Origin of the sequence: Streptosporangium sp. NPDC020145 (genome assembly GCF_040631275.1) — a bacterium.
Lineage (GTDB): Bacteria > Actinomycetota > Actinomycetes > Streptosporangiales > Streptosporangiaceae > Streptosporangium.
Window position 1 is genome coordinate 225,639 of sequence record NZ_JBEXZT010000010.1, and the last position, 25,193, is coordinate 250,831.

Annotated in this window: 28 protein-coding genes; 26 read left to right on the forward strand and 2 right to left on the reverse strand. The window is 68.1% G+C overall.

The features are described from left to right. The first annotated feature begins 31 nt into the window (after positions 1 to 31). The 16 genes from ABZ463_RS20875 (at position 32) to ABZ463_RS20950 (ending at position 18,026) form a co-directional block, all read left to right on the forward strand. Positions 32 to 1,309, forward strand: coding sequence for a geranylgeranyl reductase family protein (locus ABZ463_RS20875; RefSeq protein WP_352010920.1), 1,278 nt, complete (start codon positions 32 to 34; stop codon positions 1,307 to 1,309). Positions 1,310 to 1,443: 134 nt separating this feature from the next. Further along, the gene (locus ABZ463_RS20880; RefSeq protein ID WP_352010919.1) at positions 1,444 to 1,803 is read left to right on the forward strand and encodes an NADH-quinone oxidoreductase subunit A; all 360 of its coding nucleotides are present in this window, start codon (positions 1,444 to 1,446) and stop codon (positions 1,801 to 1,803) included. Positions 1,804 to 1,805: 2 nt separating this feature from the next. Next, entirely contained in the window at positions 1,806 to 2,357 is a 552-nt protein-coding gene (locus ABZ463_RS20885; RefSeq protein WP_352010918.1) for an NADH-quinone oxidoreductase subunit B family protein, read from the forward strand. A 53-nt stretch (positions 2,358 to 2,410) separates the two neighbouring features. Continuing rightward, positions 2,411 to 3,088, forward strand: coding sequence for an NADH-quinone oxidoreductase subunit C (locus ABZ463_RS20890; RefSeq protein WP_362778057.1), 678 nt, complete (start codon positions 2,411 to 2,413; stop codon positions 3,086 to 3,088). A 74-nt stretch (positions 3,089 to 3,162) separates the two neighbouring features. Beyond that, positions 3,163 to 4,419, forward strand: coding sequence for an NADH-quinone oxidoreductase subunit D (locus ABZ463_RS20895; protein ID WP_352011279.1), 1,257 nt, complete (start codon positions 3,163 to 3,165; stop codon positions 4,417 to 4,419). Next, positions 4,416 to 5,117: an NADH-quinone oxidoreductase subunit NuoE gene (gene nuoE, locus ABZ463_RS20900; RefSeq protein WP_352010916.1), complete on the forward strand. Its 702-nt coding sequence runs from the start codon at positions 4,416 to 4,418 to the stop codon at positions 5,115 to 5,117. The genes ABZ463_RS20895 and nuoE overlap by 4 nt, the downstream gene beginning before the upstream one ends. Continuing rightward, on the forward strand, positions 5,114 to 6,400 hold the full coding sequence (gene nuoF, locus ABZ463_RS20905) for an NADH-quinone oxidoreductase subunit NuoF (protein WP_352010915.1): 1,287 nt from the start codon (positions 5,114 to 5,116) through the stop codon (positions 6,398 to 6,400). Before nuoE ends, nuoF begins: the two co-directional genes overlap by 4 nt. A 64-nt stretch (positions 6,401 to 6,464) precedes the next feature. Then, positions 6,465 to 8,933: an NADH-quinone oxidoreductase subunit G gene (locus tag ABZ463_RS20910; RefSeq protein ID WP_362778061.1), complete on the forward strand. Its 2,469-nt coding sequence runs from the start codon at positions 6,465 to 6,467 to the stop codon at positions 8,931 to 8,933. A 7-nt stretch (positions 8,934 to 8,940) separates the two neighbouring features. After that, positions 8,941 to 10,293, forward strand: coding sequence for an NADH-quinone oxidoreductase subunit NuoH (gene nuoH, locus ABZ463_RS20915; RefSeq protein WP_352010913.1), 1,353 nt, complete (start codon positions 8,941 to 8,943; stop codon positions 10,291 to 10,293). Then, positions 10,280 to 10,795 carry an NADH-quinone oxidoreductase subunit NuoI gene (gene nuoI / locus ABZ463_RS20920; protein ID WP_271216307.1) on the forward strand — a complete coding sequence of 172 codons (516 nt, stop codon included), beginning with the start codon at positions 10,280 to 10,282 and terminating at the stop codon, positions 10,793 to 10,795. The genes nuoH and nuoI overlap by 14 nt, the downstream gene beginning before the upstream one ends. Next, a complete protein-coding gene (locus ABZ463_RS20925; protein WP_362778064.1) occupies positions 10,788 to 11,714 on the forward strand; it encodes an NADH-quinone oxidoreductase subunit J in 927 nt (308 codons plus the stop codon). Before nuoI ends, ABZ463_RS20925 begins: the two co-directional genes overlap by 8 nt. Continuing rightward, entirely contained in the window at positions 11,711 to 12,007 is a 297-nt protein-coding gene (nuoK, locus tag ABZ463_RS20930; protein WP_352010911.1) for an NADH-quinone oxidoreductase subunit NuoK, read from the forward strand. The genes ABZ463_RS20925 and nuoK overlap by 4 nt, the downstream gene beginning before the upstream one ends. A gap of 70 nt (positions 12,008 to 12,077) precedes the next feature. Next, the gene (nuoL, locus tag ABZ463_RS20935) at positions 12,078 to 13,919 is read left to right on the forward strand and encodes an NADH-quinone oxidoreductase subunit L (protein ID WP_352011278.1); all 1,842 of its coding nucleotides are present in this window, start codon (positions 12,078 to 12,080) and stop codon (positions 13,917 to 13,919) included. Next, positions 13,919 to 15,466 (forward strand): NADH-quinone oxidoreductase subunit M, encoded by a 1,548-nt coding sequence (locus ABZ463_RS20940; protein ID WP_362778068.1) that lies wholly within the window; start codon positions 13,919 to 13,921, stop codon positions 15,464 to 15,466. The genes nuoL and ABZ463_RS20940 overlap by 1 nt, the downstream gene beginning before the upstream one ends. Then, positions 15,463 to 17,016 (forward strand): NADH-quinone oxidoreductase subunit NuoN, encoded by a 1,554-nt coding sequence (gene nuoN / locus ABZ463_RS20945; protein ID WP_352010909.1) that lies wholly within the window; start codon positions 15,463 to 15,465, stop codon positions 17,014 to 17,016. Before ABZ463_RS20940 ends, nuoN begins: the two co-directional genes overlap by 4 nt. A 14-nt stretch (positions 17,017 to 17,030) precedes the next feature. Beyond that, on the forward strand, positions 17,031 to 18,026 hold the full coding sequence (locus tag ABZ463_RS20950; protein ID WP_352010908.1) for a polyprenyl synthetase family protein: 996 nt from the start codon (positions 17,031 to 17,033) through the stop codon (positions 18,024 to 18,026). Between the two features lie 139 nt (positions 18,027 to 18,165). Here ABZ463_RS20950 and rarD read toward each other — a convergent pair whose 3' ends face one another. Further along, a complete protein-coding gene (rarD, locus tag ABZ463_RS20955; RefSeq protein WP_362778072.1) occupies positions 18,166 to 19,098 on the reverse strand; it encodes an EamA family transporter RarD in 933 nt (310 codons plus the stop codon). Positions 19,099 to 19,236: 138 nt separating this feature from the next. Between rarD and msrA the strand changes: the two genes are divergently transcribed. The 8 genes from msrA (at position 19,237) to ABZ463_RS20995 (ending at position 23,311) form a co-directional block, all read left to right on the forward strand. Beyond that, positions 19,237 to 19,899 (forward strand): peptide-methionine (S)-S-oxide reductase MsrA, encoded by a 663-nt coding sequence (gene msrA, locus ABZ463_RS20960; RefSeq protein ID WP_362778074.1) that lies wholly within the window; start codon positions 19,237 to 19,239, stop codon positions 19,897 to 19,899. Between the two features lie 102 nt (positions 19,900 to 20,001). After that, a complete protein-coding gene (locus ABZ463_RS20965) occupies positions 20,002 to 20,208 on the forward strand; it encodes a hypothetical protein (protein WP_352010905.1) in 207 nt (68 codons plus the stop codon). After that, positions 20,205 to 20,621 (forward strand): PIN domain-containing protein, encoded by a 417-nt coding sequence (locus tag ABZ463_RS20970; RefSeq protein WP_362778079.1) that lies wholly within the window; start codon positions 20,205 to 20,207, stop codon positions 20,619 to 20,621. Before ABZ463_RS20965 ends, ABZ463_RS20970 begins: the two co-directional genes overlap by 4 nt. A gap of 352 nt (positions 20,622 to 20,973) precedes the next feature. Further along, positions 20,974 to 21,177 (forward strand): Arc family DNA-binding protein, encoded by a 204-nt coding sequence (locus tag ABZ463_RS20975; RefSeq protein ID WP_362778081.1) that lies wholly within the window; start codon positions 20,974 to 20,976, stop codon positions 21,175 to 21,177. After that, positions 21,174 to 21,548 carry a type II toxin-antitoxin system death-on-curing family toxin gene (locus ABZ463_RS20980; RefSeq protein WP_352010902.1) on the forward strand — a complete coding sequence of 125 codons (375 nt, stop codon included), beginning with the start codon at positions 21,174 to 21,176 and terminating at the stop codon, positions 21,546 to 21,548. The genes ABZ463_RS20975 and ABZ463_RS20980 overlap by 4 nt, the downstream gene beginning before the upstream one ends. Positions 21,549 to 21,614: 66 nt before the next feature. Next, positions 21,615 to 21,788, forward strand: coding sequence for a hypothetical protein (locus ABZ463_RS20985; protein ID WP_352010901.1), 174 nt, complete (start codon positions 21,615 to 21,617; stop codon positions 21,786 to 21,788). Then, positions 21,785 to 22,141, forward strand: coding sequence for a hypothetical protein (locus tag ABZ463_RS20990; RefSeq protein ID WP_362778084.1), 357 nt, complete (start codon positions 21,785 to 21,787; stop codon positions 22,139 to 22,141). The genes ABZ463_RS20985 and ABZ463_RS20990 overlap by 4 nt, the downstream gene beginning before the upstream one ends. A gap of 771 nt (positions 22,142 to 22,912) precedes the next feature. Then, positions 22,913 to 23,311, forward strand: coding sequence for a DUF3592 domain-containing protein (locus tag ABZ463_RS20995; protein WP_362778086.1), 399 nt, complete (start codon positions 22,913 to 22,915; stop codon positions 23,309 to 23,311). A gap of 93 nt (positions 23,312 to 23,404) precedes the next feature. Here the strand turns inward: ABZ463_RS20995 and ABZ463_RS21000 are convergent, their stop codons facing one another. Beyond that, positions 23,405 to 24,262 (reverse strand): alpha/beta hydrolase, encoded by an 858-nt coding sequence (locus ABZ463_RS21000; RefSeq protein ID WP_362778089.1) that lies wholly within the window; start codon positions 24,260 to 24,262, stop codon positions 23,405 to 23,407. Between the two features lie 66 nt (positions 24,263 to 24,328). Here ABZ463_RS21000 and ABZ463_RS21005 point away from each other — a divergent pair, with 66 nt between their 5' ends. Then, the gene (locus tag ABZ463_RS21005; protein ID WP_352010897.1) at positions 24,329 to 24,820 is read left to right on the forward strand and encodes a MarR family transcriptional regulator; all 492 of its coding nucleotides are present in this window, start codon (positions 24,329 to 24,331) and stop codon (positions 24,818 to 24,820) included. A 111-nt stretch (positions 24,821 to 24,931) separates the two neighbouring features. Next, on the forward strand, positions 24,932 to 25,193 hold a 262-nt coding region (locus ABZ463_RS21010; RefSeq protein WP_362778095.1), incomplete at its 3' end, for a transposase.

A 25,193-nucleotide genomic window follows, 5' to 3' on the forward strand; every position in this document is an offset into this window, starting at 1 on the left:
CCCTCAAAGCGTGTAGGACAGGACAGGTCCCGTGACCGTGCCAGCCGCCGTACAGCGGAATGTCGCTGAGGCTGACGCCGACGTCATCGTCGTCGGCGCCGGGCCCGCCGGTTCGACAACCGCTTTCCATCTCGCACAGGCCGGGCTTGACGTCCTGTTGCTTGAGAAAACCACTTTCCCCCGCGAGAAGGTCTGCGGTGACGGGCTGACGCCCAGAGCGGTCAAGCAGCTCATCGCGATGGGCATTGACATCGACGCCCCCGGTTGGGTCAGGAACAAGGGCCTGCGCGTGGTCGGCGGCGGCAGGCGTTTCGAGCTCGACTGGCCCGAACTGGCCAGCTATCCGGACTTCGGGCTTGTCCGCACCCGCCAGGACTTCGACGAGATCCTCGCCTCCAACGCGGTGCGCGGAGGGGTCCGCCTGCTGCAGGGCGTCAACGTCACCGGCCCGATCCTCGACGACCGCAGCGGCCACATCGTGGGCGTGGTCGCCAAGAAGGACGGCGAGGAGGTCACCTACCGGTCCCGCCTCGTGGTCGCCGCCGACGGCAACTCCACCCGCATCTCGCTGGCGATGGGGTTGCACAAGCGCGAGGACCGCCCGATGGGCGTGGCCGTGCGGACCTACTTCACCAGCCCCCGTCACGACGACGACTACCTTGAGATCTGGCTTGAGCTGTGGGACGGCGAGACGCTGCTGCCCGGCTACGGCTGGGTCTTCGGCGTCGGCGACGGCACCTCCAACGTCGGTCTCGGACTGCTGAACACCACCGAGTCCTTCAAGGGCATGGACTACCGCGACCTGCTCAAGCGCTGGGTCAAGGGCATGCCCGAGGAGTGGGGCTTCAGCCAGGAGAACATGACCTCCCCCATCAGGGGGGCGGCGCTGCCGATGGCGTTCAACCGTCAGCCGCACTACACCAGGGGTCTGGTGCTGGTCGGGGACGCGGGCGGGATGATCAACCCGTTCAACGGCGAGGGCATCGCCTACGCGATGGAGAGCGGTCAGGTGGCCGCCGAGACCATCGTCCAGGCGCTCGGCCGTACGACTCCGGCGCAGCGTGAGCGTGTGCTGCGGGCCTACCCGCAGACGCTGAAGGACGCCTACGGTGGCTACTTCACCCTGGGCAGGGGTTTCGTCGAGCTCATCGGGCACCGCGGGGTGATGGACTTCGCCGCCAGGCACGCGCTGCCACATCCCGGACTGATGCGCTTCGCGCTCAAACTCCTTGGTAACCTCACCGACCGACGAGGCGATGCGTCAGACCGCATCATCAACGCTCTGTCGAAGGTCGCGCCGTCGGCATGACCTCAGCAAACGTACGGAACGTGGAAGGCAAGAGCGATGATCGCCCTGCCTAGACTTGCACAACGGCCTGAACAAGGAAACGACCTGATGAGCTGCGCGCCGGCGCGCGTGGAGATGGGAGAGGAGGCGTAGCGATGGAGTTGTACGCACCCATCCTGGTGCTCGCCGTTCTCGCGGCGGGATTCGCGATCTTCTCGGTGACGATCGCGCCCTTCACCGGTCCCAGGCGCTGGAACCGCGCGAAACTTGACGCCTACGAATGCGGGATCGAGCCGACGCCCCAGCCGGTCGGTGGCGGTCGCTTCCCGCTGAAGTACATGATCACCGCGATGCTGTTCATCGTGTTCGACATCGAGATCATCTTCCTCTACCCGTGGGCGGTCGCGTTCGACCAGCTCGGGGTTTTCGGACTGGTCGAGATGGTGCTGTTCATCGTCACCGTGCTCGTGGCCTACACCTACGTGTGGCGCCGCAAGGGTTTGGACTGGGACTAGACATGGGTCTTGAAGAGAAACTTCCGAGCGGGTTCATGCTCAGCACGGTCGAACAGGTCGCGGGCTGGGCGCGGAAGAACTCCGTCTGGCCGGCGACCTTCGGTCTGGCCTGCTGCGCCATCGAGCTGATGTCGACCGGTGGTCCCAAGCACGACCTGGCGCGCTTCGGCATGGAGCGCGCCTCGGCGTCTCCGCGCCAGGCCGACCTGATGATCGTCGCGGGCAGGCTCTCGCAGAAGATGGCGCCGGTGCTGCGCCAGATCTACGACCAGATGGCCGAGCCCAAGTGGGTCATCGCGATGGGCGTGTGCGCCTCCAGCGGCGGCATGTTCAACAACTACGCCATCGTGCAGGGCGTGGACCACGTCGTCCCCGTCGACATCTACCTGCCCGGCTGCCCGCCGCGGCCCGAGATGCTCATCGACGCGATCGTGAAGCTGCACGACAAGATCCAGAACATGAAGTTCGGCGCGCACCGTGCCAAGCAGATCGACGAGCTCGAACTGCAGGCGCTGCGGGCGCTGCCCCTGATCGATCAGGGGACCGCCAAATGAGGTGCCGCGACGACCGGCCCCGCGCGACGGACGAGGAGCGGTGAGGGACCGACATGAGCAGTGACAACCTCCCCGGGGTCCCGGAGGAGCCGATCGCCCGCACGGGCATGTTCGGTGCCAAGGGGACCGGTGACACCTCCGGCTACGGCCGCCTGGTCGTACGGCGCAAGCCCGAGCTGTCCACCCCCCGCCCCTACGGCGGCTACTTCGACACCGTCGCCGACGAGCTTGAGCGCGCCCTGGGCCCCGAGCTGGCCGACGCGGTCGAGCGTGTCGTCGTAGACCGCGGCGAGCTGACCTTCCACGTCAGGCGTGAGCGTCTGGTCGAGGTCGCCAGGACCCTGCGCGACGACCCCGCGCTGCGTTTCGAGCTGTCGCTCGGCGTCTCCGGCGTGCACTACCCCCACCTTGAGGGGGAGGAACTGCACGCGGTGATCCACCTGTGCTCGATCACCCACAACAGGCGCCTGCGCCTTGAGGTCGCGTGCCCCGACGCCGACCCGCACATTCCCTCCACGGTCTCTGTCTACCCGACGCACGACTGGCACGAGCGGGAGACCTGGGACTTCTTCGGGATCGTCTTCGACGGCCACCCGGCGCTGACCCGCATCATGATGCCGGACGACTGGGACGGGCACCCCCAGCGCAAGGACTACCCGCTCGGCGGTATCCCGGTCGAGTACCGCGGCGCCGAAATCCCCGCGCCCGACCAGAGGAGGTCGTACTCGTGAGTGCTCCGTTCGAAGAGATCACGGACGCCACCGAGGGCAAGGTCTACACCGTCTCGGGCAACGACTGGACGGAACTGGTCGAGACCCTCACCGGACAGCAGGACGAGCAGCTCGTCGTCAACATGGGTCCGCAGCACCCCTCGACGCACGGCGTGCTGCGTCTGGTGCTGAACCTGGACGGCGAGACGGTCACCGAGGCCCGCACGGTCATCGGCTACCTGCACACGGGCATCGAGAAGAACATGGAGTTCCGGACGTGGACCCAGGGGACCACGTTCGTGACCCGCATGGACTACCTCGCGCCGATCTTCAACGAGACGGCCTACTGCCTGGGCGTCGAGAAGCTGCTCGGCATCACCGACCGCGTCCCTGAGCGGGCGCAGGCCATCCGCGTGATGATGATGGAGCTGACCCGCATCTCCTCGCACATGGTGGCCATCGGCACCTTCGGCATGGAGCTCGGCGCGACCACGCCGTTCCTCTTCGGGTCCCGCGAGCGCGAGATGGTGCTCGACGTGATGGAGTACATCACCGGCCTGCGGATGAACATGGCCTACGTACGGCCCGGCGGCGTCTCGGTCGACCTGCCCGCAGGCGCGGTCGACAAGGTCGGTGAGCTGCTCAAGATCATGCCGCAGCGCATCAAGGACATGCGCAAGATGCTCGACGCCAACCCGGTCTACCTGGCCAGGACCAAGGACATCGCCTACCTCGACCTCACCGGCTGCATGGCGCTGGGTGTCACCGGGCCGATGCTGCGGGCCGCGGGCCTGCCGTGGGACCTGCGCAAGTCGCAGCCCTACTGCGGTTACGAGACCTACGAGTTCAACGTCCCGACCGAGAAGACCGCCGACGTCTACGGCCGCTATCTCGTCAGGATGGCCGAGATGGAGGAGTCGCTCAAGATCATTGAGCAGGCTCTCGACCGGCTCTCCGGCCCGCTCAAGGGCGACCGGGTCATGGTGGACGACAAGAAGATCGGCTGGCCCGCGCAGCTCGCGCTCGGCCCCGACGGCCTGGGCAACTCGCCCGACCACATCGCGCACATCATGAGCGGTTCGATGGAGGCGCTGATCCACCACTTCAAGCTGGTCACCGAGGGCTTCCGGGTCCCGGCCGGGCAGGCCTTCGCCTCGGTCGAGTCGCCCCGTGGCGAACTCGGCGCCCACGTGGTCAGCGACGGCGGCACCAGGCCCTACCGCGTGCACTTCCGCGACCCGTCCTTCACGAACCTGCAGGCGGTGCCCCCGACCTGCGAGGGTGGCATGGTCGCCGACGTCATCTCGGCCGTGGCCTCGATCGACCCGGTCATGGGAGGGGTCGACCGATGAACGAGGAGAGGAACGAGGAGGGGGGCGCGACCGTGGGCACAGGGTACGCACCAGAGGTCCGTGAGCGCCTTGAGCGCGACGCCAAGGAGATCATCGGCCGGTACCCCCGGCCGAGGTCGGCCCTGCTCCCGCTGCTGCACCTGGTGCAGTCGGTGGACGGCTACGTCTCCGACGCCGGACACGAGTTCTGCGCCGAGATGCTGGGCCTGAGCAAGGCCGAGGTGGTCGGTGTCTCCACCTTCTACACGATGTACAAGCGCAAGCCGATGGGCGACTACCACGTCGGGGTGTGCATCAACACGCTGTGCGCCGTCATGGGCGGCGACCAGATCTGGGACGAGCTGTCCGAGCACGCCGGGGTCGGTCACGACGAGGTGACCCCGGACGGGAAGATCTCGCTGGAGCGGCTTGAGTGCAACGCCGCCTGCGACTTCGCCCCGGTGATGATGGTGAACTGGGAGTTCTTCGACAACCAGACGCCCGAGTCGGCCAAGCAGCTCGTCGAGGACCTCAAGGCGGGCAAGGACGTCTCGCCCACCCGGGGTCCGAAGAAGCTGTGCACCTTCAAGGAGGCCTCGCGCGTGCTGGCGGGCCTGCCCGACGGCCAGGCCGGCGACGGCCCCTCCGCGGCGGGCGCCTCCCTGGAGGGCCTGAAGGTCGCCAAGGCCAACGGATGGAAGGCACCTGAGCCATCATGACGACTCTCACCCCGGTCCTGACGGCCAACTGGGACCGGCCGGACTCCTTCACCCTGGACGGCTACGGCGACTACGCGGCGGCCAGGAAGGCGCTGGGCATGGACCCGGACGCCGTCATCCAGGCCGTCAAGGACTCCGGTCTCCGCGGCCGTGGCGGTGCGGGCTTCCCCACCGGCATGAAGTGGGGGTTCATCCCCCAGGGCGACGGCAAGCCGCACTATCTCGTGGTCAACGCCGACGAGTCCGAGCCGGGAACCTGCAAGGACATCCCGCTGATGATGGCCAACCCGCACGCGCTGGTCGAGGGCGTCATCATCGCCTCCTACGCCATCCGTGCCAACCACGCCTTCATCTACGTGCGCGGCGAGGTGCTGCACGTCATCCGCCGCCTGCAGGCGGCGGTCGCCGAGGCCTACGCCAAGGGCCTGCTCGGCAAGGACCTCTTCGGCACCGGGTTCGACCTGGAGCTGGTGGTCCACAGCGGCGCGGGCGCCTACATCTGCGGCGAGGAGACGGCACTGCTCGACTCGCTTGAGGGACATCGCGGCCAACCTCGGCTCAAGCCCCCCTTCCCGGCCGTGGCGGGCCTGTACGCCTCGCCAACCGTCGTGAACAACGTGGAGTCGATCGCGAGTGTTCCCTCGATCATCGCGAACGGGGCCGACTGGTTCGCGGGGATGGGCACGGAGAAGTCCCAGGGCTTCGGCATCTTCTCGCTGAGCGGCCACGTCACCCGGCCCGGCCAGTACGAGGCGCCGCTGGGCATCACACTGCGCGAGCTGCTCGACATGGCGGGCGGAATCCGGGCGGGGCACCGGCTGAAGTTCTGGACCCCCGGCGGATCGAGCACGCCGATCTTCACCGACGAGCACCTGGACGTCCCGCTCGACTTCGAGTCGGTCGGGGCCAAGGGGTCCATGCTCGGCACCCGGGCCCTGCAGATCTTCGACGAGACGACCTGCGTGGTGCGGGCCGTACTGCGTTGGACCGAGTTCTACGCGCACGAGTCCTGCGGTAAGTGCACCCCCTGCCGGGAGGGCACCTACTGGCTCAAGCAGGTGCTCAAGCGGCTGGAGAAGGGACAGGGCACCGAGGAGGACCTGTCCACGATCACCGACATCGCGGACAACATCCTGGGACGCTCCTTCTGCGCCCTGGGCGACGGCGCGACCAGCCCCATCCACTCGTCGGTCAAGCACTTCAGGGACGAGTACCTCAAGCACTTCGAGATCGGTGGCTGCCCGTTCGACCACGCCCCCTCAAGGCTCTGGGGGAACAAGTGAGCGGACGGCACGCAACCGGCAAGCACAGCACCGTTTCGGTCATGAGGCCGACGGAGGAGGCGCCATGACCGTCGAAGCGACCACCCCGGCGCAGACGCCGGTAGAACTGGTAACCCTCACCATCGACGGTTTCCAGGTGAGCGTCCCGAAGGGCACGCTGATCATCCGGGCGGCCGAGCTGCTCGGCATCCAGATCCCCAGGTTCTGCGACCACCCGCTGCTGGACCCGGCGGCCAACTGCCGCCAGTGTCTGGTCGACATCCCCGATGCGGGCAACGGCAGGGGCTTCCCGAAGCCGCAGCCGTCCTGCGCCATCGAGGTCGCCCCCGGCATGGTCGTGCAGACGCAGCTCACCTCGCCCGTCGCCGAGAAGGCGCAGCGCGGCGTGATGGAGCTGCTGCTGCTGAACCACCCGCTGGACTGCCCGGTCTGCGACAAGGGCGGCGAGTGCCCCCTGCAGAACCAGGCCATGTCCAACGGCCAGGGCGAGAGCCGCTTCCAGGAGAGCAAGCGGACCTTCCCCAAGCCCATCGCGCTGTCCACCGAGGTGCTGCTGGACCGCGAGCGCTGCGTGCAGTGCGCGCGCTGCATCCGCTTCTCCGACGAGATCGCCGGTGACCCGCTCATCGAGTTCTTCGAGCGCGGGGCCAAGGAGCAGGTCAGGACCGCCGACGGCGAGCCGTTCGAGTCCTACTTCTCCGGCAACACGGTGCAGATCTGCCCGGTCGGCGCGCTCACCGGCGCCGCCTACCGCTTCCGGGCCCGGCCGTTCGACCTGGTGTCCACGCCCAGCGCGTGCGAGCACTGCGCGAGCGGCTGCTCGCTGCGCACCGACCACCGCCGCGGCAAGGTCACCCGCCGCCTGGCCGGGGACGACCCCGAGGTCAACGAGGAGTGGAACTGCGACAAGGGTCGCTGGGCCTTCACCTACGCGACCCAGCCCAACCGGCTCAAGACCCCCCTCGTCCGTGACGAGAAGGGTCACCTGGTCCCGGCCTCCTGGCCCGAGGCGCTGGCCGTCGCGGCCCGCGGCCTGGCCGCGGCGCGGGGCAGGGCGGGCGTCCTGGTCGGTGGCCGGGTCACCGTCGAGGAGGCGTACGGCTACGCCAAGTTCGCCAGGATCGCGCTCGGCAGCAACGACGTCGACTTCCGCGCCAGGCCGCACTCCGCCGAGGAGGAGCGCTTCCTGGCGCACGCGGTCGCGGGCAAGGGCATCGAGATCCGCTACCGCGACCTGGAGAGCGCCCCGGTCGTGCTCCTGGTGGGCTTCGAGCCCGAGGAGGAGTCGCCGATCGTCTTCCTGCGTCTGCGCAAGGCGTGGCGCAAGAAGGGCCTGAAGGTCTTCTCGGTCGCGCCGTTCGCCTCCGAGGGCCTGGCCAAGATGGGCGGCACGCTCGTGCGCACCCTGCCGGGCGCGGAGACCGCGGCCGTCGAGGACCTCGTCTCCGGCGTCTCGCCGATCTCCGAGGAGATCAGGCGGGCAGGCGCGATCATCCTCGCCGGTGAGCGGCTGGCCACCGTGCCGGGCGCGCTCTCGGCCCTGGTACGGCTCGCCGACACCAGCGGCGCCAGGCTCGCCTGGGTCCCGAGGCGGGCGGGGGAGCGCGGCGCCGTCGAGGCGGGCGCGCTGCCGAACCTGCTGCCCATCGGCAGGCCGATCGACGACGAGAACGCCCGCACCGAGGTGGCCAGGGCGTGGAACGTCTCCTCGCTGCCCTCGACCCCCGGCCGTGACACCTCCGCCATCCTGACGGCGGCGCTCGGCGGCGAGCTGGGCGCCCTCGTGGTGGCCGGTGTCGACCCCTACGACCTGGCCGACCCGGAGGCCGCCCTGGCGGCCCTGGAGAACACCCCGTTCATCGTGAGCCTCGAACAGCGCCCCAGCGCGGTCACCGACCGCGCCGACGTCGTGCTGCCGGTCGCCTCGGTGAGCGAGAAGGCCGGCACGTTCGTCAACTGGGAGGGGCGCGGCCGTACGTTCGAGGCGGCCGTCCCGGTCCCCGGCGTCATGAGCGACCTGCGGGTCGTCTCCTCGATCGCCGACCAGATGGACGTCCACCTCGGCCTGCCCGACCCCGCCGCCGCCCGCCGTGAGCTGGCCGCGATCGGCGCCTGGCGCGGCCCGAGGGCCGAGGCGCCGAACGTGGGGGCCTCCCGGACCGCCGCCCCGAAGGAGGGCGAGGCGATCCTGGCCACCTGGCACCGGCTGCTCGACGACGGCCGCCTGCAGGACGGCGAGCCGTACCTCGCGGGCACCGAGCGCGCGACCGTCGCACTGGTCTCCGCCGCGACCGCGGCCGAGGCGGGTCTCACGGACGGCGGTGAGATCACCGTCACCGCCGAAGGCGGCGCGGTGAGCCTGCCGGTCCTGGTCGCCGACCTGCCCGACCGGGTCGTGTGGCTGCCCGCGAACTCCGCGGGCCGTTCGGTGACCCGCGACCTGCGCGCCACGGCCGGTGACGTCGTCAGGCTCGGCGCCGCGACCGCCGCCCAGGTCTCGGGCGCCGTCCGCGAAGTGAATGAGGAGCGGTGAGCGACCAATGAATACGCACTTGCTCGCGGTTGCGGGCGATCCGTCCCTTGCGGACTTCGGCCACGACCCGCTCTGGATCAGCATCATCAAGGCCGTCGTCATCTTCGTCGTCCTGATGCTGGGCGTGCTGTTCGGCGTGTGGTTCGAGCGCAAGCTCATCTCCCGTATGCAGAACCGCTACGGCCCCAACAGGGCCGGTAAGTTCGGCCTTCTGCAGTCGGTCGCCGACGGTCTGAAGATGGGTCTCAAGGAAGACCTCATGCCCAGGACCGTGGACAAGGTGATCTACTTCATCGCCCCGGTCGTCCTGGCGGTCCCGGCCTTCCTCGCCTTCTCGGTCATCCCGATGGGGCCGATCGTCTCGATGTTCGGCGTCAAGACCCCGCTGCAGCTCACCGACCTGCCGGTCGCGGTGCTGCTGGTGCTGGCGATGGCCTCCATCGGCGTCTACGGCATCGTCCTGGCCGGTTGGGGCTCGCGCTCGCCGTACACGATCCTGGGTGGCCTGCGGGCCAGCGCCCAGGTGGTCTCCTACGAGATCGCGATGGGCCTGTCGTTCGTCGGCGTCTTCCTGTACGCCGGGACGCTGTCCACCTCCGAGATCGTCGCCTCGCAGGCCGGAGGCAGGGAGGTCACGCTCGGCGGGCTGACCCTGCAGCTGCCCTCGTGGTACATGGTCCTGCTCATCCCCTCCTTCCTCATCTACGTCATCACGATGCTGGGTGAGACCAACCGGGTCCCCTTCGACCTGCCCGAGGGTGAGGGCGAGCTGGTCGGCGGCTTCCAGACCGAGTACTCCAACTCGCTGAAGTTCGCGGTCATCATGCTCGCCGAGTACGTCAACGTCTTCGTGGTCTCCGCGGTGTCGATCACCCTGTTCATGGGCGGGTGGCGGGCGCCGTTCCCGATCTCCATGTGGGAGGGGGCCAACACCGGCTGGTGGCCGCTGCTGTGGTTCTTCCTCAAGATGGTGCTCGTCTTCTCGTTCTTCATCTGGTGCCGCGCCTCGCTGCCGCGAGTCCGCTACGACCAGCTGATGGCCCTCGGATGGAAGGTCCTCATCCCGGTCAACCTCGGCTGGATCCTCCTGGTGGCGACCATGAAGGCCTTCCAGATCCCGGGCGTCAACAGGCAGCTGATCCTGATCCTGGCCGGCCTCGTGCTGGTCGGGTGCTTCGCGCTGTGGTGGCGCTTCGACAACGTGCTGCAGAAGCGCAGAGACGCCAAGGCGGCCCAGGTCGAGGCGGAGTTCGCGCAGCTCGACGCAGAACCGGCCGCGGGTGGCTTCCCAGTGCCGCCGCTCGACCTGCCGCACTACCACGGGGTAGCGCGCAAGGAGGTTCCCAGTGGGAGCAACTGATTGGCTGAACTCCGTCAAGGGGTTCGGCGTGACCTTCCACACGATGTTCAAGAAGGTCGAAACGGTCAACTACCCCGAGGAGAAGCGGCCGACGGCTCCGCGTTTCCACGGCCGTCACCAGCTCAACCGCTGGCCCGACGGCCTGGAGAAGTGCGTCGGGTGCGAGCTGTGCGCCTGGGCCTGTCCGGCCGACGCGATCTTCGTCGAGGGAGCGGACAACACCGACGAGCAGCGCTTCTCGCCGGGCGAGCGCTACGGGCGCACCTACCAGATCAACTATCTGCGGTGCATCCTGTGTGGCCTGTGCATCGAGGCCTGCCCGACCCGGGCGCTGACCATGACCAACGAGTACGAGCTCGCCGATTCGAGCCGCGAGAGCCTCATCTACACCAAGGAGATGCTGCTGGCGCCGCTCGGTCCCGGCATGGAGGCCCCGCCCCACGCCATGCGTCTCGGCGAGACCGAAGAGGACTACTACCGGCTGGGACGAAACAATGGGTGAGACCATCACGTTCTGGGTGCTGGCGGTGGTCTCCGTCGGCGCGGCCCTCGGCCTCGTCTTCAGCCGCAAGGCGGTCTACTCGGCCCTGATGCTGGGCATGGTCATGCTCTCCCTGGCGGTCCTCTACGCCGTCCAGGACGCGCCCTTCCTGGCCGCGGTGCAGATCATCGTCTACACCGGCGCGGTCATGATGCTCTTCCTGTTCGTGCTGATGCTCGTCGGCGTGGACTCGGCGGACTCACTGGTCGAGACGATCAAGGGACAGCGGTTCTGGGCGGCCGTCGCGGGCCTGGGCTTCGCGGCCCTGCTCGCGCTCGCGGTCGGCAACACGCTGATCGGCCCGGCCAAGGGCCTGGAGAACGCGGTCAAGCAGGCGGGCGGCAACGTGCCCAGCCTGGCCCAGCTGATCTTCACCAGGTACGTCTTCGCCTTCGAGGTCACCTCGGCGCTGCTGATCACGGCGGCGCTCGGCGCGATGGTCCTGGCCCACCGCGAGCGCGTACGGCCCAAGGCCACCCAGCGTGACCTGGCCCGCGCCCGCTTCAGCGGTCCGCAGCCCTCGCCGCTGCCCGGCCCCGGCACCTACGCCCTGCACAACGCCATCGACATGCCCGCCCTGCTGCCCGACGGCACGATCGCGACCAAGTCGATCAACCGGGTGCTCGCCAGGCACGAGGAGGAGGACGGCGTCACGCCGACCGACCCCCGGCGGGCGGCGATCGTCAAGCAGATCCTCGTCGAGGAGCGGCTGGCGGAGCAGGACGTGACCCCGGACGACTCCCACGCGGACGCGCGGGCCGTCGTCGAGGACAACGTCGCTCAGGACTCCTCCCAAGCCGGCACCGAGGACGAAACCGTCACGGACGAGACCGCGACGGGCGAGGCCGTACGGGAAGCCCACCAGGAGGACGGCAAGTGACCACCCACTATCTGGTGCTCTCCGCACTGCTGTTCGCGATCGGCGGCATCGGTGTCCTGACACGACGCAACGCGATCGTGGTGTTCATGTGCATCGAGCTCATGCTCAACGCCTGCAACCTCGCGTTCGTCACCTTCGCCAGACAGCACGGCAACCTGGACGGCCAGATCATCGCGTTCTTCGTGATGGTCGTGGCCGCGGCAGAGGTCGTGATCGGTCTGGCCATCATCGTGATGATCTTCCGAACCCGCAGGTCCGCGTCGGTCGACGACGCGAACCTGCTGAAGTACTAAGAGGTGGCAGGTGCAATCTCTCGCTGAGATCGTCCCGCACTCCGGTGGGGTGGTCGGGGTCTCCTGGCTGATGATCGCGCTGCCGCTGATCGGCGCCGCGATCCTGTTGCTCGGCGGCCGCCGTACCGACCGCTGGGGGCACCTGCTCGGCGTCGCCATGTCGCTGGCCGCGTTCGTCGTCGCGGTGCTGTCCTTCGTCGAGCTGCTCGGTCAGCCGGAGGACAAGCGCCGGATGGCGGTCGAGCTCTACCAGTTCATCCCCGGCGTCGCGAACATGGGCCTGCTGATCGACCCGCTGTCGATCAGCTTCGCCCTGCTGATCACCGGTGTGGGTTCGCTGATCCACATCTACTCGATCGGCTACATGTCGCACGACCCCGACCGTCGCAGGTTCTTCTCCTACCTGAACCTGTTCGTCGCGGCCATGCTGCTGCTGGTGCTCTCCGACAACTACGTCGGGCTGTTCATCGGCTGGGAGGGCGTCGGTCTGGCGTCCTACCTGCTGATCGGCTTCTGGCAGTTCAAGCCCTCGGCCGCGGTGGCGGCGAAGAAGGCCTTCATCGTCAACCGGGTCGGTGACTTCGGCCTCCTGATCGCGATCTTCACGATCTGGACCACGTTCGGCTCGGTCACCTTCAAGGAGGCCTTCGGCGCGGCGGGCGGCGCCTCGGAGGGCACGCTCACCGCCATCGGCCTGCTGCTGCTCCTGGGCGCGTGCGGCAAGTCCGCCCAGCTGCCGCTGCAGTCCTGGCTGCTGGACGCGATGGAGGGCCCGACCCCGGTCTCGGCCCTCATCCACGCCGCGACCATGGTCACCGCCGGTGTCTACCTCGTCGTCCGCTCCGGCGCGTTCTTCGAGGCCGCCCCGACCGCGCAGCTCGTCGTGACGATCGTCGGTGTGGCCACGCTGCTCGCCGGTGCGATCATCGGTTGCGCCAAGGACGACATCAAGAAGGGCCTGGCCGGCTCGACGATGTCGCAGATCGGCTACATGATGCTCGGCGCGGGCCTCGGCCCGGTCGGCTACACCTTCGCCATCGCGCACCTGATCACCCACGGCTTCTTCAAGGCCAACATGTTCCTCGGCGCCGGTTCGGTCATGCACGGCATGAACGACGAGGTCAACATGCGCAAGTACGGTGGGCTGTTCTCGGTGATGAAGATCACCGCGATCACCTTCATGATCGGCTACCTGGCGATCATCGGTTTCCCGCTGCTGTCCGGTTACTTCACCAAGGACGGCATCATCGAGACCGCCATGGAGCACAACCAGATCCTCGGCTGGCTCGCCGTCGTCGGCGCGGGCATCACCGGCTTCTACATGTCGCGGATGGTCTTCATGACCTTCTTCGGCAAGCGGCGCTGGGAGGAGGACGCCCACCCGCACGAGTCGCCCGCCGTCATGACGGTTCCGCTGATCATCCTGTCGATCGGGTCGATCTTCCTGGGCGGTTTCCTGGTCCTGGGCAACCGGTTCATGCTCTTCCTCGGCCCGGCCGTCGGCCTGCCGGAGGAGCTGCCCAGCTTCCACCCCTTCAGCGTCCCCGGCCTGGCCACGCTCGCGCTGGTCGCCGTCGGCGCCGCCTTCGCCTGGTTCAGGTACGGCGCCGCCGAGGTGCCCCGGGTCGCCCCGCGCGGCTCGTTCCTCACCACCTTCGCCCGCCGTGACCTGTACGGCGACGCCCTCAACGAGGCGCTGCTCATGCGCCCCGGCCAGTGGCTGACCCGGCTCGCGGTGTTCTTCGACAACCGAGGCATCGACGGCCTGGTCAACGGGCTGGCCGCGGCGATCGGCGGCACCTCCGGGCGGCTGCGCCGCGTGCAGACCGGCTACGTACGGTCGTACGCGCTGTCCATCCTCTTCGGTGCCGCCGTGGTCGTTGGCGCGCTGCTCTACGTAGGGAACATGTGATGCCCTGGCTCTCGACCCTGATAGCCGTGCCCGTTGTGGGCGCGGTGGGTGTCTCCCTTGTCAAGAGTGACAAGCTCGCCAAGCAGGTGGCCCTCGTGGTCTCGCTGGTCGTGCTGGTCCTGACCGCCGTGATGGCGTTCAGGTTCGACCCGGCCCTGGGCGCCGCGAAGGAGACCCGCTTCCAGTTCGCCGAGGTCTACAACTGGATCCCGGCCTTCGGCGTGCACTACGGCGTCGGCGTCGACGGCATCGCCCTGGTGCTGATCGCGCTGTCGGTCATCCTGGTGCCGATCGTGATCCTGGCCTCCTGGCACGACGCGGACGGCACCGGGGCCGCGGCCCCGCCCAAGCGGTCCGTGAAGACCTACTTCGCGCTGCTGCTGGTGCTGGAAGCGATGATGATCGGCGTCTTCGCGGCGACCGACGTCTTCCTCTTCTACGTCTTCTTCGAAGCCATGCTGATCCCGATGTACTTCATGATCGGGTCGTACGGCGGCGCCCAGCGGTCCTACGCGGCCGTGAAGTTCCTGCTCTACTCGCTCTTCGGCGGCCTGCTCATGCTGGTCGCGGTGATCGCGCTCTACGTGATCGCCGAGAAGGGCACCTTCATGTTCCCCGAGCTGGTCGGGGTCATCCAGGACCCGACCACGCAGAAGTGGCTCTTCCTCGGCTTCTTCATCGCCTTCGCGGTCAAGGCGCCGCTGTGGCCCTTCCACACCTGGCTGCCCGACGCCGCCGCGCAGGCCCCGGCCGGCGCGGCCGTACTGCTGGTCGGTGTGCTGGACAAGGTCGGCACCTACGGCATGCTCCGCTTCTGCCTTGAGCTGTTCCCCGACGCGGCCAAGTTCTTCACGCCGCTGGTGATCACGCTCTCGGTGATCGGCATCATCTACGGCGCGATCGTGGCCATCGGCCAGACCGACATGAAGCGCCTGATCGCCTACACCTCGATCTCGCACTTCGGCTTCATCGCCCTCGGCGTGTTCGCGATGACCACGAACGCGGGCGCCGGCGCCACGCTCTACATGGTCAACCACGGCTTCTCGACCGGTGCGCTGTTCCTGATCACCGGGTTCCTGATCTACCGCCGCGGTTCCAGCCAGATCGCCGACTACGGAGGCGTGCAGAAGGTCGCCCCCGTGCTGGCGGGCACCTTCCTGATCGCCGGGCTCTCCGGCCTTTCGCTGCCGGGTCTGTCGACCTTCGTCAGCGAGTTCATGGTCCTGCTCGGCAGCTACGAGCGCTACGTCGTCCCGACGGTCATCGCGACCACCGGTGTGATCCTGGCCTCGATCTACATCCTGTGGATGTACCAGCGCACGATGAACGGCCCGACGGCGGAGAAGGTCAAGGGCCTGCCCGACCTCGACGCCAGGGAACGGTGGGTGGTCGGCCCGCTGATCGTCATGATCATCGCTCTTGGGTTCTTCCCCAAGCCGGCGCTCGACATGATCAACCCGGCGGTGGACCACACGCTGTCCAACGTCCACATCTCCAACGTCCACATCACTCCGGCCGTCGCTGAGAAGAAGGGGGCCGGGCAGTGAACGGCACCACCATCACCAGCCCGACGATCGAGTACGCGCTGCTGTCCCCGATGCTGATCGTGTTCGGCGCGGCGCTCGTCGGTGTGCTGGTCGAGGCGTTCGCGCCTCGCTACCTGCGCAAGTCGATCCAGATGCCGCTCACGCTGCTGGCGCTGGTCGGCGCGTTCGTCACGACCATCCTGACGGCCCTCAACGGCCTGCCGGAGCGGGCCGCCGCCATGGGCGCGGTCGCGGTCGACGGTCCCGCGCTGTTCATCTGGGGCATCATCCTCATCCTGGCCTTCGTCAGCGCGCTGCTGATCAACGACGACGACCAGTTCGTCGCGCAGGCGGCGGCCGTACCGGGCAGCGTGGACGAGGAGGAGGCGGTCCGCAGCGGATTCGCCCAGACCGAGGTCTACCCGCTGCTGCTGTTCGCGGTCGGCGGCATGCTGCTCTTCCCCGCGGCCAACGACCTGCTGGCCATGTTCGTCGGCCTTGAGGTCATGTCCCTGCCGCTGTACCTGCTGTGCGGCCTGGCCCGCCGTCGCCGCCTGCTCTCGCAGGAGGCCTCGGTCAAGTACTTCCTGCTCGGCGCCTTCTCCTCGGCCTTCTTCCTCTACGGCACGGCCCTGGTGTACGGCTACGCCGGGTCGGTCGACCTGAGGGCCATCAGCGAGTCGCTCGGCAGCGTCTCCGGCCAGCAGACCCTGCTGCTCGTCGGCATCGCGCTGCTCGGCGTCGGCCTGCTGTTCAAGATCGGCGCCGTGCCGTTCCAGGCGTGGAAGCCCGACGTCTACCAGGGCGCGCCGACCGCGGTCACCGCGCTGATGGCCTCGACCGTGCTGGTCGCCGCCTTCGGCGCGCTGCTGCGCGTCTTCTGGGTGGCGCTGGGCAACCTCGACTGGGACTGGCGCCCGGTCATGTGGGGCGTGGCGATCCTGACGATGATCGTCGGTGCGATCCTGGCGATCACCCAGACCGACATCAAGCGCATGCTCGCCTACTCCTCCATCGCGCACGCGGGCTTCATGCTCACCGGCGTGATCGCCACCGGCGCCGCGGAGCAGAACTCCCAGGCGCTGTCGGCGGTCCTGTTCTACATGGCGGCCTACGGCTTCACCACGGTCGGCGCCTTCGCGGTCGTCACCATGGTCCGCGACGCGGGCGGCGAGGCCGGGCACCTGTCCCGGTGGGCGGGTCTGGGCAAGCGGTCCCCGATGCTGGCGGGCATCTTCGCCTTCTTCCTGCTGGCCTTCGCGGGCATCCCGCTGACGAGCGGTTTCTTCGGGAAGTACGCGGTGTTCACCGCGGCGGTCGGCGGCGGGGTGCTGCCGCTGGTCATCGTGGGTGTGGTGAGCTCGGCGATCGCGGCGTTCTTCTACGTCCGCGTGATCGTGCTGATGTTCTTCAACGAGCCCGCGGCGGACGGCCCGAGCATCGCGACGCCCAGCGTCGGCACCTCGGCTGTGGTCGCTCTGGCGGCAGCGGCTACCGTAGTGCTGGGGGTCTTCCCGCAGCCGGTGCTGACTCTGGCGGACCAGGCTGCGTCCGCGTTGTTCATTCGTTAGAGGAGTAGTGCTTCATGGCTGCGCCACCCGTTGTTGATCTCCCGTTCGTCGACGAGCGGTTGGCGCAGGACCTCGCCGACGGACTGGCGGAGGTCGAGAAGCTGCTGCGGTCCTCGGTCGAGAGCCGGGACTCCTTCGTCACGGAGGCGTCCCGGCATCTCATCGAGGCGGGCGGCAAGCGGTTCCGGGCGATGCTCGTGCTGCTGGCGGCCCAGTTCGGCTCATCCGGGGCTTCGGGGGTGGTTCCCGGAGCCGTGGTCATCGAGCTGACCCATCTGGCCACGCTGTACCACGACGACGTGATGGACGAGGCCCCGGTGCGCAGGGGGTCACCGTCGGCCAACGCCCGCTGGGACAACACCGTGGCCATCCTGACCGGCGACTATCTGTTCGCCCAGGCCTCGGAGATCCTCGCCGATCTCGGCCCCGAGGTCATCCGCATCCAGGCGCAGACGTTCTCCCGGCTGGTGCGCGGGCAGATCCGCGAGACCATCGGCCCCCGCGAGGGCGAAGACCCCATCGCCCACTACATCGAGGTGCTGGCCGACAAGACCGGGTCCCTGATCGCCACCTCCGGCCGGTTCGGCGGCCTGTTGAGCGGCGCCGCTCCGGAGGTCGTCGACCGGCTGACCAGGGCCTGTGAGGCGATCGGAATCGGCTGGCAGCTCGGTGACGACCTGCTGGACGTGGCCTCCGAGTCCGCCGAGTCGGGCAAGACGCCGGGAACCGACCTGCGTGAGGGCGTTCACACCCTGCCGATGCTGTACGTCCTGGCCTCGGAGTCGCCGGAGGACGCCCGCCTGCGTGAGCTGCTGGCCGGGCCGGTGGCCGAGGAGGACGTCGAGGAGGCCCTGCGCCTGCTGCGCGCGCACCCGGCCATGGAGCGGGCCCGCGCGGAACTGGTCTCCTGGATCGATCGGGCACGCAAGGATCTCTCCGGCCTTCCGGACATACCCGCCAGAGCCGCCTATCTCGCCCTGTGTGACTACGTCATCGAGCGCTCGGGCTGATCCGCCCATCGGGGCGTACGGCCCCGCTGCGGGCTTTCCAGCGGCTTTCCGGCCAACCCGACTTTTCTGGATTTTTCGTCTTTTGTGGATGGGTGGGCTGTGCCAGCCGGCCCGGCTCCTCAGTGCTCCTCAGTGCTCCTCAGCGGCTCGTCATCCCCGCGGGCTGAGCCGTGACGCTCTCGCGTACGGCGCGGCGGGAGCGCCGGGCCGTACGGAGACCGTCCCAGGTGAAGACCGACAGGGCCAGCCAGACGATCGCGAACCCGACCCAGCGGCTGGCCGGCATGACCTCGTGCACCACGAGGATGCCGACGAGGAACTGCAGAACCGGGGCGATGTACTGCAGCAGCCCGACCGTGGTGAGCGGCACCCGCAGCGCCGACGCCGTGAAGAGCAGCAGCGGGATGGCGGTGATGACGCCCGCCCCGACGAGCAGCAGGGCGTGCCCCAGGCCCTCGGTCCCGAAGGTGTTCTGCCCCTGCCCCTGCAGGAAGGCCAGGTAGCCGAGCGCGGGAAGCAGCAGCACCAGGGTCTCGACGGCCATGCTCTCCGCGGCCCCCACCTGCGCGATCTTCTTGACCAGGCCGTAGGTGCCGAAGCTGGCCGCCAGCGTCAGCGCGATCCACGGCGGCCTGCCGTAGTCGATGGCGAGCAGCAGGACCGCTACGGCGCCGAGCCCGACGGCTCCCCACTGCCACGGCCGCAGGCGCTCCTTGAGCAGCACGACGCCGAACAACACGCTCACCAGCGGGTTGATGAAGTAACCGAGCGCGCTCTCGACCACATGTCCGGCGTTGACCGCGTAGATGTAGACACCCCAGTTGACCGTGATGATCGCGGCGGCGAGGGCGAGGAGGGCGAGCTTCTTCGGGGTGCGCAGCAGTTCGCGGAACCACGACCAGTGGCGCCGCACGGCCAGGATCACGACGACGGCCGCGAGGGACCACACCATGCGGTGGGCGAGGATCTCCAGGGCTCCGGAGGGCTTCAGGAGCGGCCAGTACAGGGGAAACAGCCCCCACATGCCGTAGGCGGCGATGCCGTAGAGGATCCCACGTCGTGATTCAGGCATGTCCCCCATTTTTACTGCTTACGCGATTTAACACAAATTAGTGATACTTGTCCGATGATTAAGGTGTGCTTAAGGGAACACGGGGGCGGCCAGGATGGTTCCTAGCTGGTGAGAACGTGTCAGAAGGAGGTTCGCAGCATGGGCTGGCTGTTCGGCAAGGACAAGACTTCCATGGTCGTCCCGGAGAACGCGCTGCCGGGCCGTACCACCCCGATCGCGGTGCCCGCACGCCACGCGGTCCTCGACGCCCCGCTGGCTCCGCCGTACCCCGAGGGAACCGAGATCGCCGACTTCGGCCTGGGCTGTTTCTGGGGCGCCGAGCGCAAGTTCTGGCAGACCCCGGGCGTGGTCTCCACCTCGGTCGGCTACGAGGGCGGTTACACGCCCAACCCGACCTACGAGGAGGTGTGCACCGGCCAGACCGGCCACACCGAGGTCGTCCGCGTGATCTTCGACCCGTCCCGCGTCTCCTACGAGGAACTGCTGCGCGTCTTCTGGGAGAACCACGACCCGACCCAGGGCATGCGCCAGGGCAACGACGTCGGCACCCAGTACCGCTCGGCGATCTACTACCACTCGCCCGAGCAGGAGAAGTCCGCCCTGGCCTCCCGCGACGCCTACCAGAAGGTGCTCGACGAGGCGGGCTACGGCAGGATCACCACGGAGATAGCCCCCGCGGGCGACTACTACCACGCCGAGGACTATCACCAGCAGTACCTGTACAAGGTCCCCAACGGCTACTGCGGCATCGGCGGCACGGGCGTGGCCTGCCCGGTGGGCCTGGTGCCGACCGAGGAGTAGCTCTCCAAGGAGTACCGGTCTTCGGATGTGGGGCGCTCCGTTGTTCGGTCCGCGTCGCGGTGAGACCACGTGTGTCGGGCACCGCCTGGTTACACTCGACGCATGAGCGTGATGCGTGAGGAACTGCACCACCTGGTGGACTGCCTGCCCGAGGAGAAGGTGGCCCCTCTGCTTCGCCTTGTGCGTGACCAGTTCGATGAGCGGCCGGTCATCCGTGACCTGCCGTTCATCGGGATGCTTGAGGCCGAGCCAGATTTCGCGGAACGCTCTGAAGAGATCTTGCGCTCGGAGGACAATCACTCTTTGTGATCGTCATCGATTCAGGGCCTTTGGTCGCAGCAGTCAACATCCGGGACCGGTATCACGACCTCTGCGCCAGGCTTCTGCGGAGCCACTCCGGTCCGCTTCTCGTTCCCACGACGGTCGTTACGGAAGTCTGTCAGCTCATAGAGAGACGGCAAGGAAGCAAGGCGGAGGCGGCGTTTCTCAGCTCCTTTCGGGCTGGGTTGGTTCTGGTCCAGGTCACCACCGAGGATCTGGACCGGATGAGCGAGCTTGTGGAGGTGTACGCCAACCTTCCGCTGGGTGCTGTCGACGCCTCCGTGGTCGCAGTAGCTGAGCGGCTTGGCTTGACCGAGGTGGCCACACTCGATCGCCGTCATTTCACCGTCGTACGCCCCTGGCATGTGGATGCATTCACTCTCCTGCCCGAACGGCTCTAAACACGAGATCGAGGACGCGTCTGGTGTCCTGTACGCGTATCGGTTACTGCGGTTTGGGTAGGACGGGGTGGCCTGCCCGGTGGGCCTGGTGCCGACCGAGGAGTAGCTCCACGGCGCTCCGCCGTATGGTTCGCGCTCAACTTTCTGGACACGGGTCGTCTGCTGTCCGGTCATGGTTGATCTGAGGTCGTCCGTCGTATCGGCTGTCGCCTGCGACTCGGTGAGGGTGTACAGCGGTGCGGCTCATGATGTCGGCCTTGCCGACCGGTAGCGGTGTCCACTTCTCGGGAACAGGGCTTGAGGATCCTTGTGTCACCGAGAAGTGGTACCAAAAAATGGTACCGTCGGTCGTATGGCTGAGACACGGCTTCGGCTGCCGGATGAGACGTACGAGCAGATCAAGCAGATCGCCGGGGATGACGCGCAGAGTGTCAACTCGACGATGGTGGTGGCCATCGAGGAATACATCGCCCGACGGAGGCGAGAGCGCTACCAGACGATGGGCCGGAAGATCGCTGAGCGAGACCGGGAGTTGCTGGAGCGGCTCGCTCGATGACGCTCTATCCGACGACCTCGGACCTTCTCGCCTTGGCCGAGGTGGTGCTGCCCGAGGTCCTTCTCCGCGACGGCGGCCAACTGCACGCAGCCGTGCTGCGCCCGCAGACCACCGTCTTCGGCGAAGACGCCTATCCGGACCTGTGGGAGAAGGCTGCGGCTCTGATGCAGAGCATTCTGATCGGGCACCCTCTGGTGGACGGTAACAAGCGGCTCGCCTGGGCGGCGTCCGTCGCCTTTCTGGAGGACAACGGGGAGATCCTGGAGTATCAGGACGTGGACGAAGCCGAAAGGCTCGTCATCGCCGTGGCGACGGGCGAGCTGGAGGACATCCCCGATCTGGCGCAGCGACTTCGCAAACTTCGTGAGTGAAGACCGACGCACGATTGGGTTCGCCACCTCACCTTTGACGAACTGCGCGCCTTCACCCTCGAACTGGTGGAGGCGCTCTCCGACGCCGCGGAACTGGATGTCGACCTCACCACACAGGAGGTCATCGCGGGCTGGCGGGCGACCGCTCGGATCAAGGCCGATCCCGCCCATCCCGCCCATTACGCCCAGGCTCGCAAGGCCACAGGCGGTGACTACGGGCCGGTAGAGGTTTCGGCGTGAGCCCGAAACGCGGTGACCGGGTCACGGTCCCGCCTCCGGATGACGAATGGGGCATCCGGTTCGGTGCCAGTGATGCGGTCAAGGGGTGGGAGGAACTGTGCCGCCACGCCCTGGGCAACACACGCCGATGTTTCGAGGCACCGCGCGCCGATCTCCGCTCACGAGCGGATCACGAGCGTCGACATCGCCTACGCGGTGACCTCGCGACTCATCGTCATAATGGCCAGGACCTGGAGCAATGGGAATTCGAGGTCACCAGCGGCGGGCGCGTCCGCTATGCCATCGATGACGCCACTCGCACTGTCTGGATCGTCCATGCCTCACCCCGTCACCCGAAAGTCACCGACACCTGAAGCCGGAGGCGGGGAGCCGATCAGGTGATCCTTTGTCCGGACCGCGACAGTTGTCCGGATCAAGATCGAAAAGAGGGAGAGCCGGTGAGGTGGGAGCAGGGGCGTGCCGCACTTGAGGGCATGCTCGGCCGCGGTGAGATCGAAAGAGTGGCGGCGAGCCGAGCACAGGCGGAGGAACTGCTGGCTCAGGCCCGAAAACACAGGTGACGGCTCGCCTTGCGATGGAATCGGATCCGAGTGGCCGGTGTCGGCCGAGGAGCGGCTCCGCGCCTCTCGCCGTACAGCTCGCCCGGGGACGAGCCGTTCCGCTGCCTGGACTTCATCCGGTAGTTCGGCGGCGGATCAGCGGACGGTTCCCCAACCGCCACCCGGATGCCGGGTCACGGGCCGGTGCGGAAGCGTCGTGGGCACCGGAGATCGGCCGTGGACCTCCGTACGGCGAGCCGTTCGGCGAGGTGGCGCGTTCCGCCGCCGCGAACGGTCGTGCGTCCTGCAGCAAGATCCAAGTCGCTTGCAATCGCGGTCCGGAATCCTGCTGCCGTACATCACACCGGGCCGTCACGCAGGAGCGTCATGCGCCGGGGCAGGTTCATGCCGGGGAATCGCAAGGACCACGAGGCGTCCGGCAAGCTGCCGCGACCCCGTCGCTCCTTCTGCTGACGCGATCACCGGCGGGTGATCGACCGGGTCGGGTTCGGCGGTGCGGGCCCTCGAACGGGATCGCGAACGGCGGCCCTCGAACGAGATGGGGAGGCAGTGGACACAGGCATCATGCCATTGGTCGGGATCGTGTTCGGAGCGGTGTTCATCGGGACCAGCGTCCGCACCATCACCGTTGGACGGTGGTTACGGCGGCACGGGGCGCGGGTGCCGGGCGTCGTCGTGAGACTGCGCCGGTCCGGCGGCCATCACAGGGGTGTGTACTACCCCACCCTGCGGTTCCAGACGGTGCAGGGTTCCGTGGTGGAGACCGAGTCGGATCTGGGCTTCAACCCGTCGCCGGTTCGTCCGGGCCAGCAGGTCATGGTGGTCTACGACCCCGAGCGGCCCCAGCGTGTCCGTGTGGACGGGATGGGCGGCGGTGGCGTGCTTCACGGCGCGCTGTTCCTGATCGTCGGGGCGGCCGTCCTGGTGGTCTCCCTGTTCTTCGCGGTCAGGGCCTGGTTGTGAGGACGACCACTGCGGCATCGGGGGCGCCGACGTCCGGCTGGGGCTCGTCCGGGTCCCACGGTGCGGAGGTACGGTCTCGGGCCGTTCGGGGTCTCACATCGCTGTCCTGTGGAGGAAGTCGACGACGCGGGTGTTGAGGTCGGCGGCCTCGTGCCACGGCATCGCGTGGTGGGACAGGCCCGGCAGTACCGCGATCTCCGCGTGGGGGAGCAGGCGTGCGGCGGCGGACGCGACGCGGTGCGGGAAGTGCGCCCTGCCGTCGCCGGCGAGGAGGATCAGGGTCGGAGTCGTGAGCGCGCGCAGCGATCCGGGCTTGGGCCGCCTCCCGGTCACGATCCTCGTGTCCGGGAACTCCGCGGCCAGTCCGTAGAGCCGCAGCCAGGCGGGGTCGGCGTGCGCGCCGCCGGTCTCCCATGCCAGGAACGCCCGCGCGCGCGAGGCCGTCGGCCGCGTGAGGGACGGCAGCGCGCGTGCCAGGTATCCCGCCCGGAACCCTCCGAAACACTGCGTCGGATCGAGCAGGACGAGCCGCCGGACCCGCCGGGGCGCGTGGAGACCGTACGTCAGGGCGATCCATGCGCCGTAGGAGTGTCCGCACACCGCGGCGTTCTCGACCCCGAGTCCGTCGAGTACCCCGTCCAGCCAGCCGAGCAGGTCGCGGACGTCGCGAGGGGGACGTTGGCCTCGGATGCTCCGTCCCGGCTCGCCGATGCGGTCCACGGCGTACACCCGGTGGCGGTGCGCGAACGCGGCGACGTTGGCGAACCACATCGCCGCCGTGGTGCCACCGCCGTGCAACAGGACCAGCGGTGGGCCGTCCGCGGGGCCGCACGCGTTCACCCGTGTCGTGCCGTACACCGACGGCAGGTCGATCGACTCGACCCGGACCGGCCAGCGCCCGAGGACCGTGTCGTAGGCGGAGAGGAAGGCCGTGTTCCCGTCGTCGGACATGCCCACCCCGATAAGTGTCTCGCTCGGCAATAATCTCGTTGAGCGAGATAATGCCATACTGGGGCGGTGACGAGAAGTCGGGAGGGCGGCGGGGACGTGTACGAACAGGACGCCGGGATGCGGGTGGTCCATCTGCTGCGCGCCATCACCGTGGAACTCGACCGCATGGGAGAGAGGTTCGCCGCCGGACACGATCTTCATCCGACCGATGTGCGCGCGCTCATCTGCCTGCTGGACGCCGCCCGTACGGGCACGCCCGCCACCCCGGGAACGCTGGGGGCGAGTCTCGGCCTCAACTCCGCGGGTACCACGGCGGTGGTCGACCGGCTGGAAAGACTCGGTCACGTACGCCGGGAACGCGACACCCGGGACCGTCGGCGGGTGCTGCTGAAAGTGGACGAGAGCGCCGTCGCGCTCGGATGGGGCTTCTTCGGCCCGCTCATCCACGAGATCGTCGCCGTCATGGGCCGGTTCGACGCCGCGGAGCAGGCGACCATCGAGCGCTTCCTCGGCGTTGTGCACGAGGCCGTCGCCCTGGGGCGAACCGCCCAGGACTAGGTCCTGTTTCGAAGTCCGGTGTGTCGGGATCGCTAAGTAAGTGAGGTCTCCGGTAGATGGGTTGATCGACCAAGAACAACCAGTACCGGAGACCTCGTGGCCACTCTAGTGGTGTCGCGGCGGTTCGATCTGAGCGATGAGCAATGGGCGCGGCTGGAACCACTGCTGCCTGCGCCCGTCCGATCGGGTCGGCCGTCTGTGTGGACGAAGCGGCAGCTCATCGATGGGATCCGGTGGCGGGTCCGGGTCGGGGCGCCCTGGCGCGACGTCCCGGAGCACTACGGCACCTGGCAGGCGGTGTACTCGCTGTTTCGCCGGTGGCAGCGGGCCGGGATCTGGGCGAGGATCATCACCAGACTGCAGGCCCGGGCGG

Bases quoted from the DNA above. Each gene is read 5' to 3' on its own strand.
- ABZ463_RS20910 (WP_362778061.1), top strand. From the start codon at position 6,465: ATGACCGTCGAAGCGACCACCCCGGCGCAGACGCCGGTAGAACTGGTA.
- ABZ463_RS20995 (WP_362778086.1), top strand. From the start codon at position 22,913: ATGCCATTGGTCGGGATCGTGTTCGGAGCGGTGTTCATCGGGACCAGC.
- ABZ463_RS21000 (WP_362778089.1), bottom strand. From the start codon at position 24,262: ATGTCCGACGACGGGAACACGGCCTTCCTCTCCGCCTACGACACGGTC.
- ABZ463_RS20890 (WP_362778057.1), top strand. From the start codon at position 2,411: ATGAGCAGTGACAACCTCCCCGGGGTCCCGGAGGAGCCGATCGCCCGC.
- ABZ463_RS20980 (WP_352010902.1), top strand. From the start codon at position 21,174: ATGACGCTCTATCCGACGACCTCGGACCTTCTCGCCTTGGCCGAGGTG.
- nuoE (WP_352010916.1), top strand. From the start codon at position 4,416: ATGAACGAGGAGAGGAACGAGGAGGGGGGCGCGACCGTGGGCACAGGG.
- ABZ463_RS20885 (WP_352010918.1), top strand. From the start codon at position 1,806: ATGGGTCTTGAAGAGAAACTTCCGAGCGGGTTCATGCTCAGCACGGTC.
- ABZ463_RS20940 (WP_362778068.1), top strand. From the start codon at position 13,919: ATGCCCTGGCTCTCGACCCTGATAGCCGTGCCCGTTGTGGGCGCGGTG.
- ABZ463_RS20925 (WP_362778064.1), top strand. From the start codon at position 10,788: ATGGGTGAGACCATCACGTTCTGGGTGCTGGCGGTGGTCTCCGTCGGC.
- ABZ463_RS20950 (WP_352010908.1), top strand. From the start codon at position 17,031: ATGGCTGCGCCACCCGTTGTTGATCTCCCGTTCGTCGACGAGCGGTTG.
- rarD (WP_362778072.1), bottom strand. From the start codon at position 19,098: ATGCCTGAATCACGACGTGGGATCCTCTACGGCATCGCCGCCTACGGC.
- nuoF (WP_352010915.1), top strand. From the start codon at position 5,114: ATGACGACTCTCACCCCGGTCCTGACGGCCAACTGGGACCGGCCGGAC.
- msrA (WP_362778074.1), top strand. From the start codon at position 19,237: ATGGGCTGGCTGTTCGGCAAGGACAAGACTTCCATGGTCGTCCCGGAG.
- ABZ463_RS20880 (WP_352010919.1), top strand. From the start codon at position 1,444: ATGGAGTTGTACGCACCCATCCTGGTGCTCGCCGTTCTCGCGGCGGGA.
- ABZ463_RS20965 (WP_352010905.1), top strand. From the start codon at position 20,002: ATGAGCGTGATGCGTGAGGAACTGCACCACCTGGTGGACTGCCTGCCC.
- nuoL (WP_352011278.1), top strand. From the start codon at position 12,078: ATGATCGCGCTGCCGCTGATCGGCGCCGCGATCCTGTTGCTCGGCGGC.
- nuoH (WP_352010913.1), top strand. From the start codon at position 8,941: ATGAATACGCACTTGCTCGCGGTTGCGGGCGATCCGTCCCTTGCGGAC.
- ABZ463_RS20975 (WP_362778081.1), top strand. From the start codon at position 20,974: ATGGCTGAGACACGGCTTCGGCTGCCGGATGAGACGTACGAGCAGATC.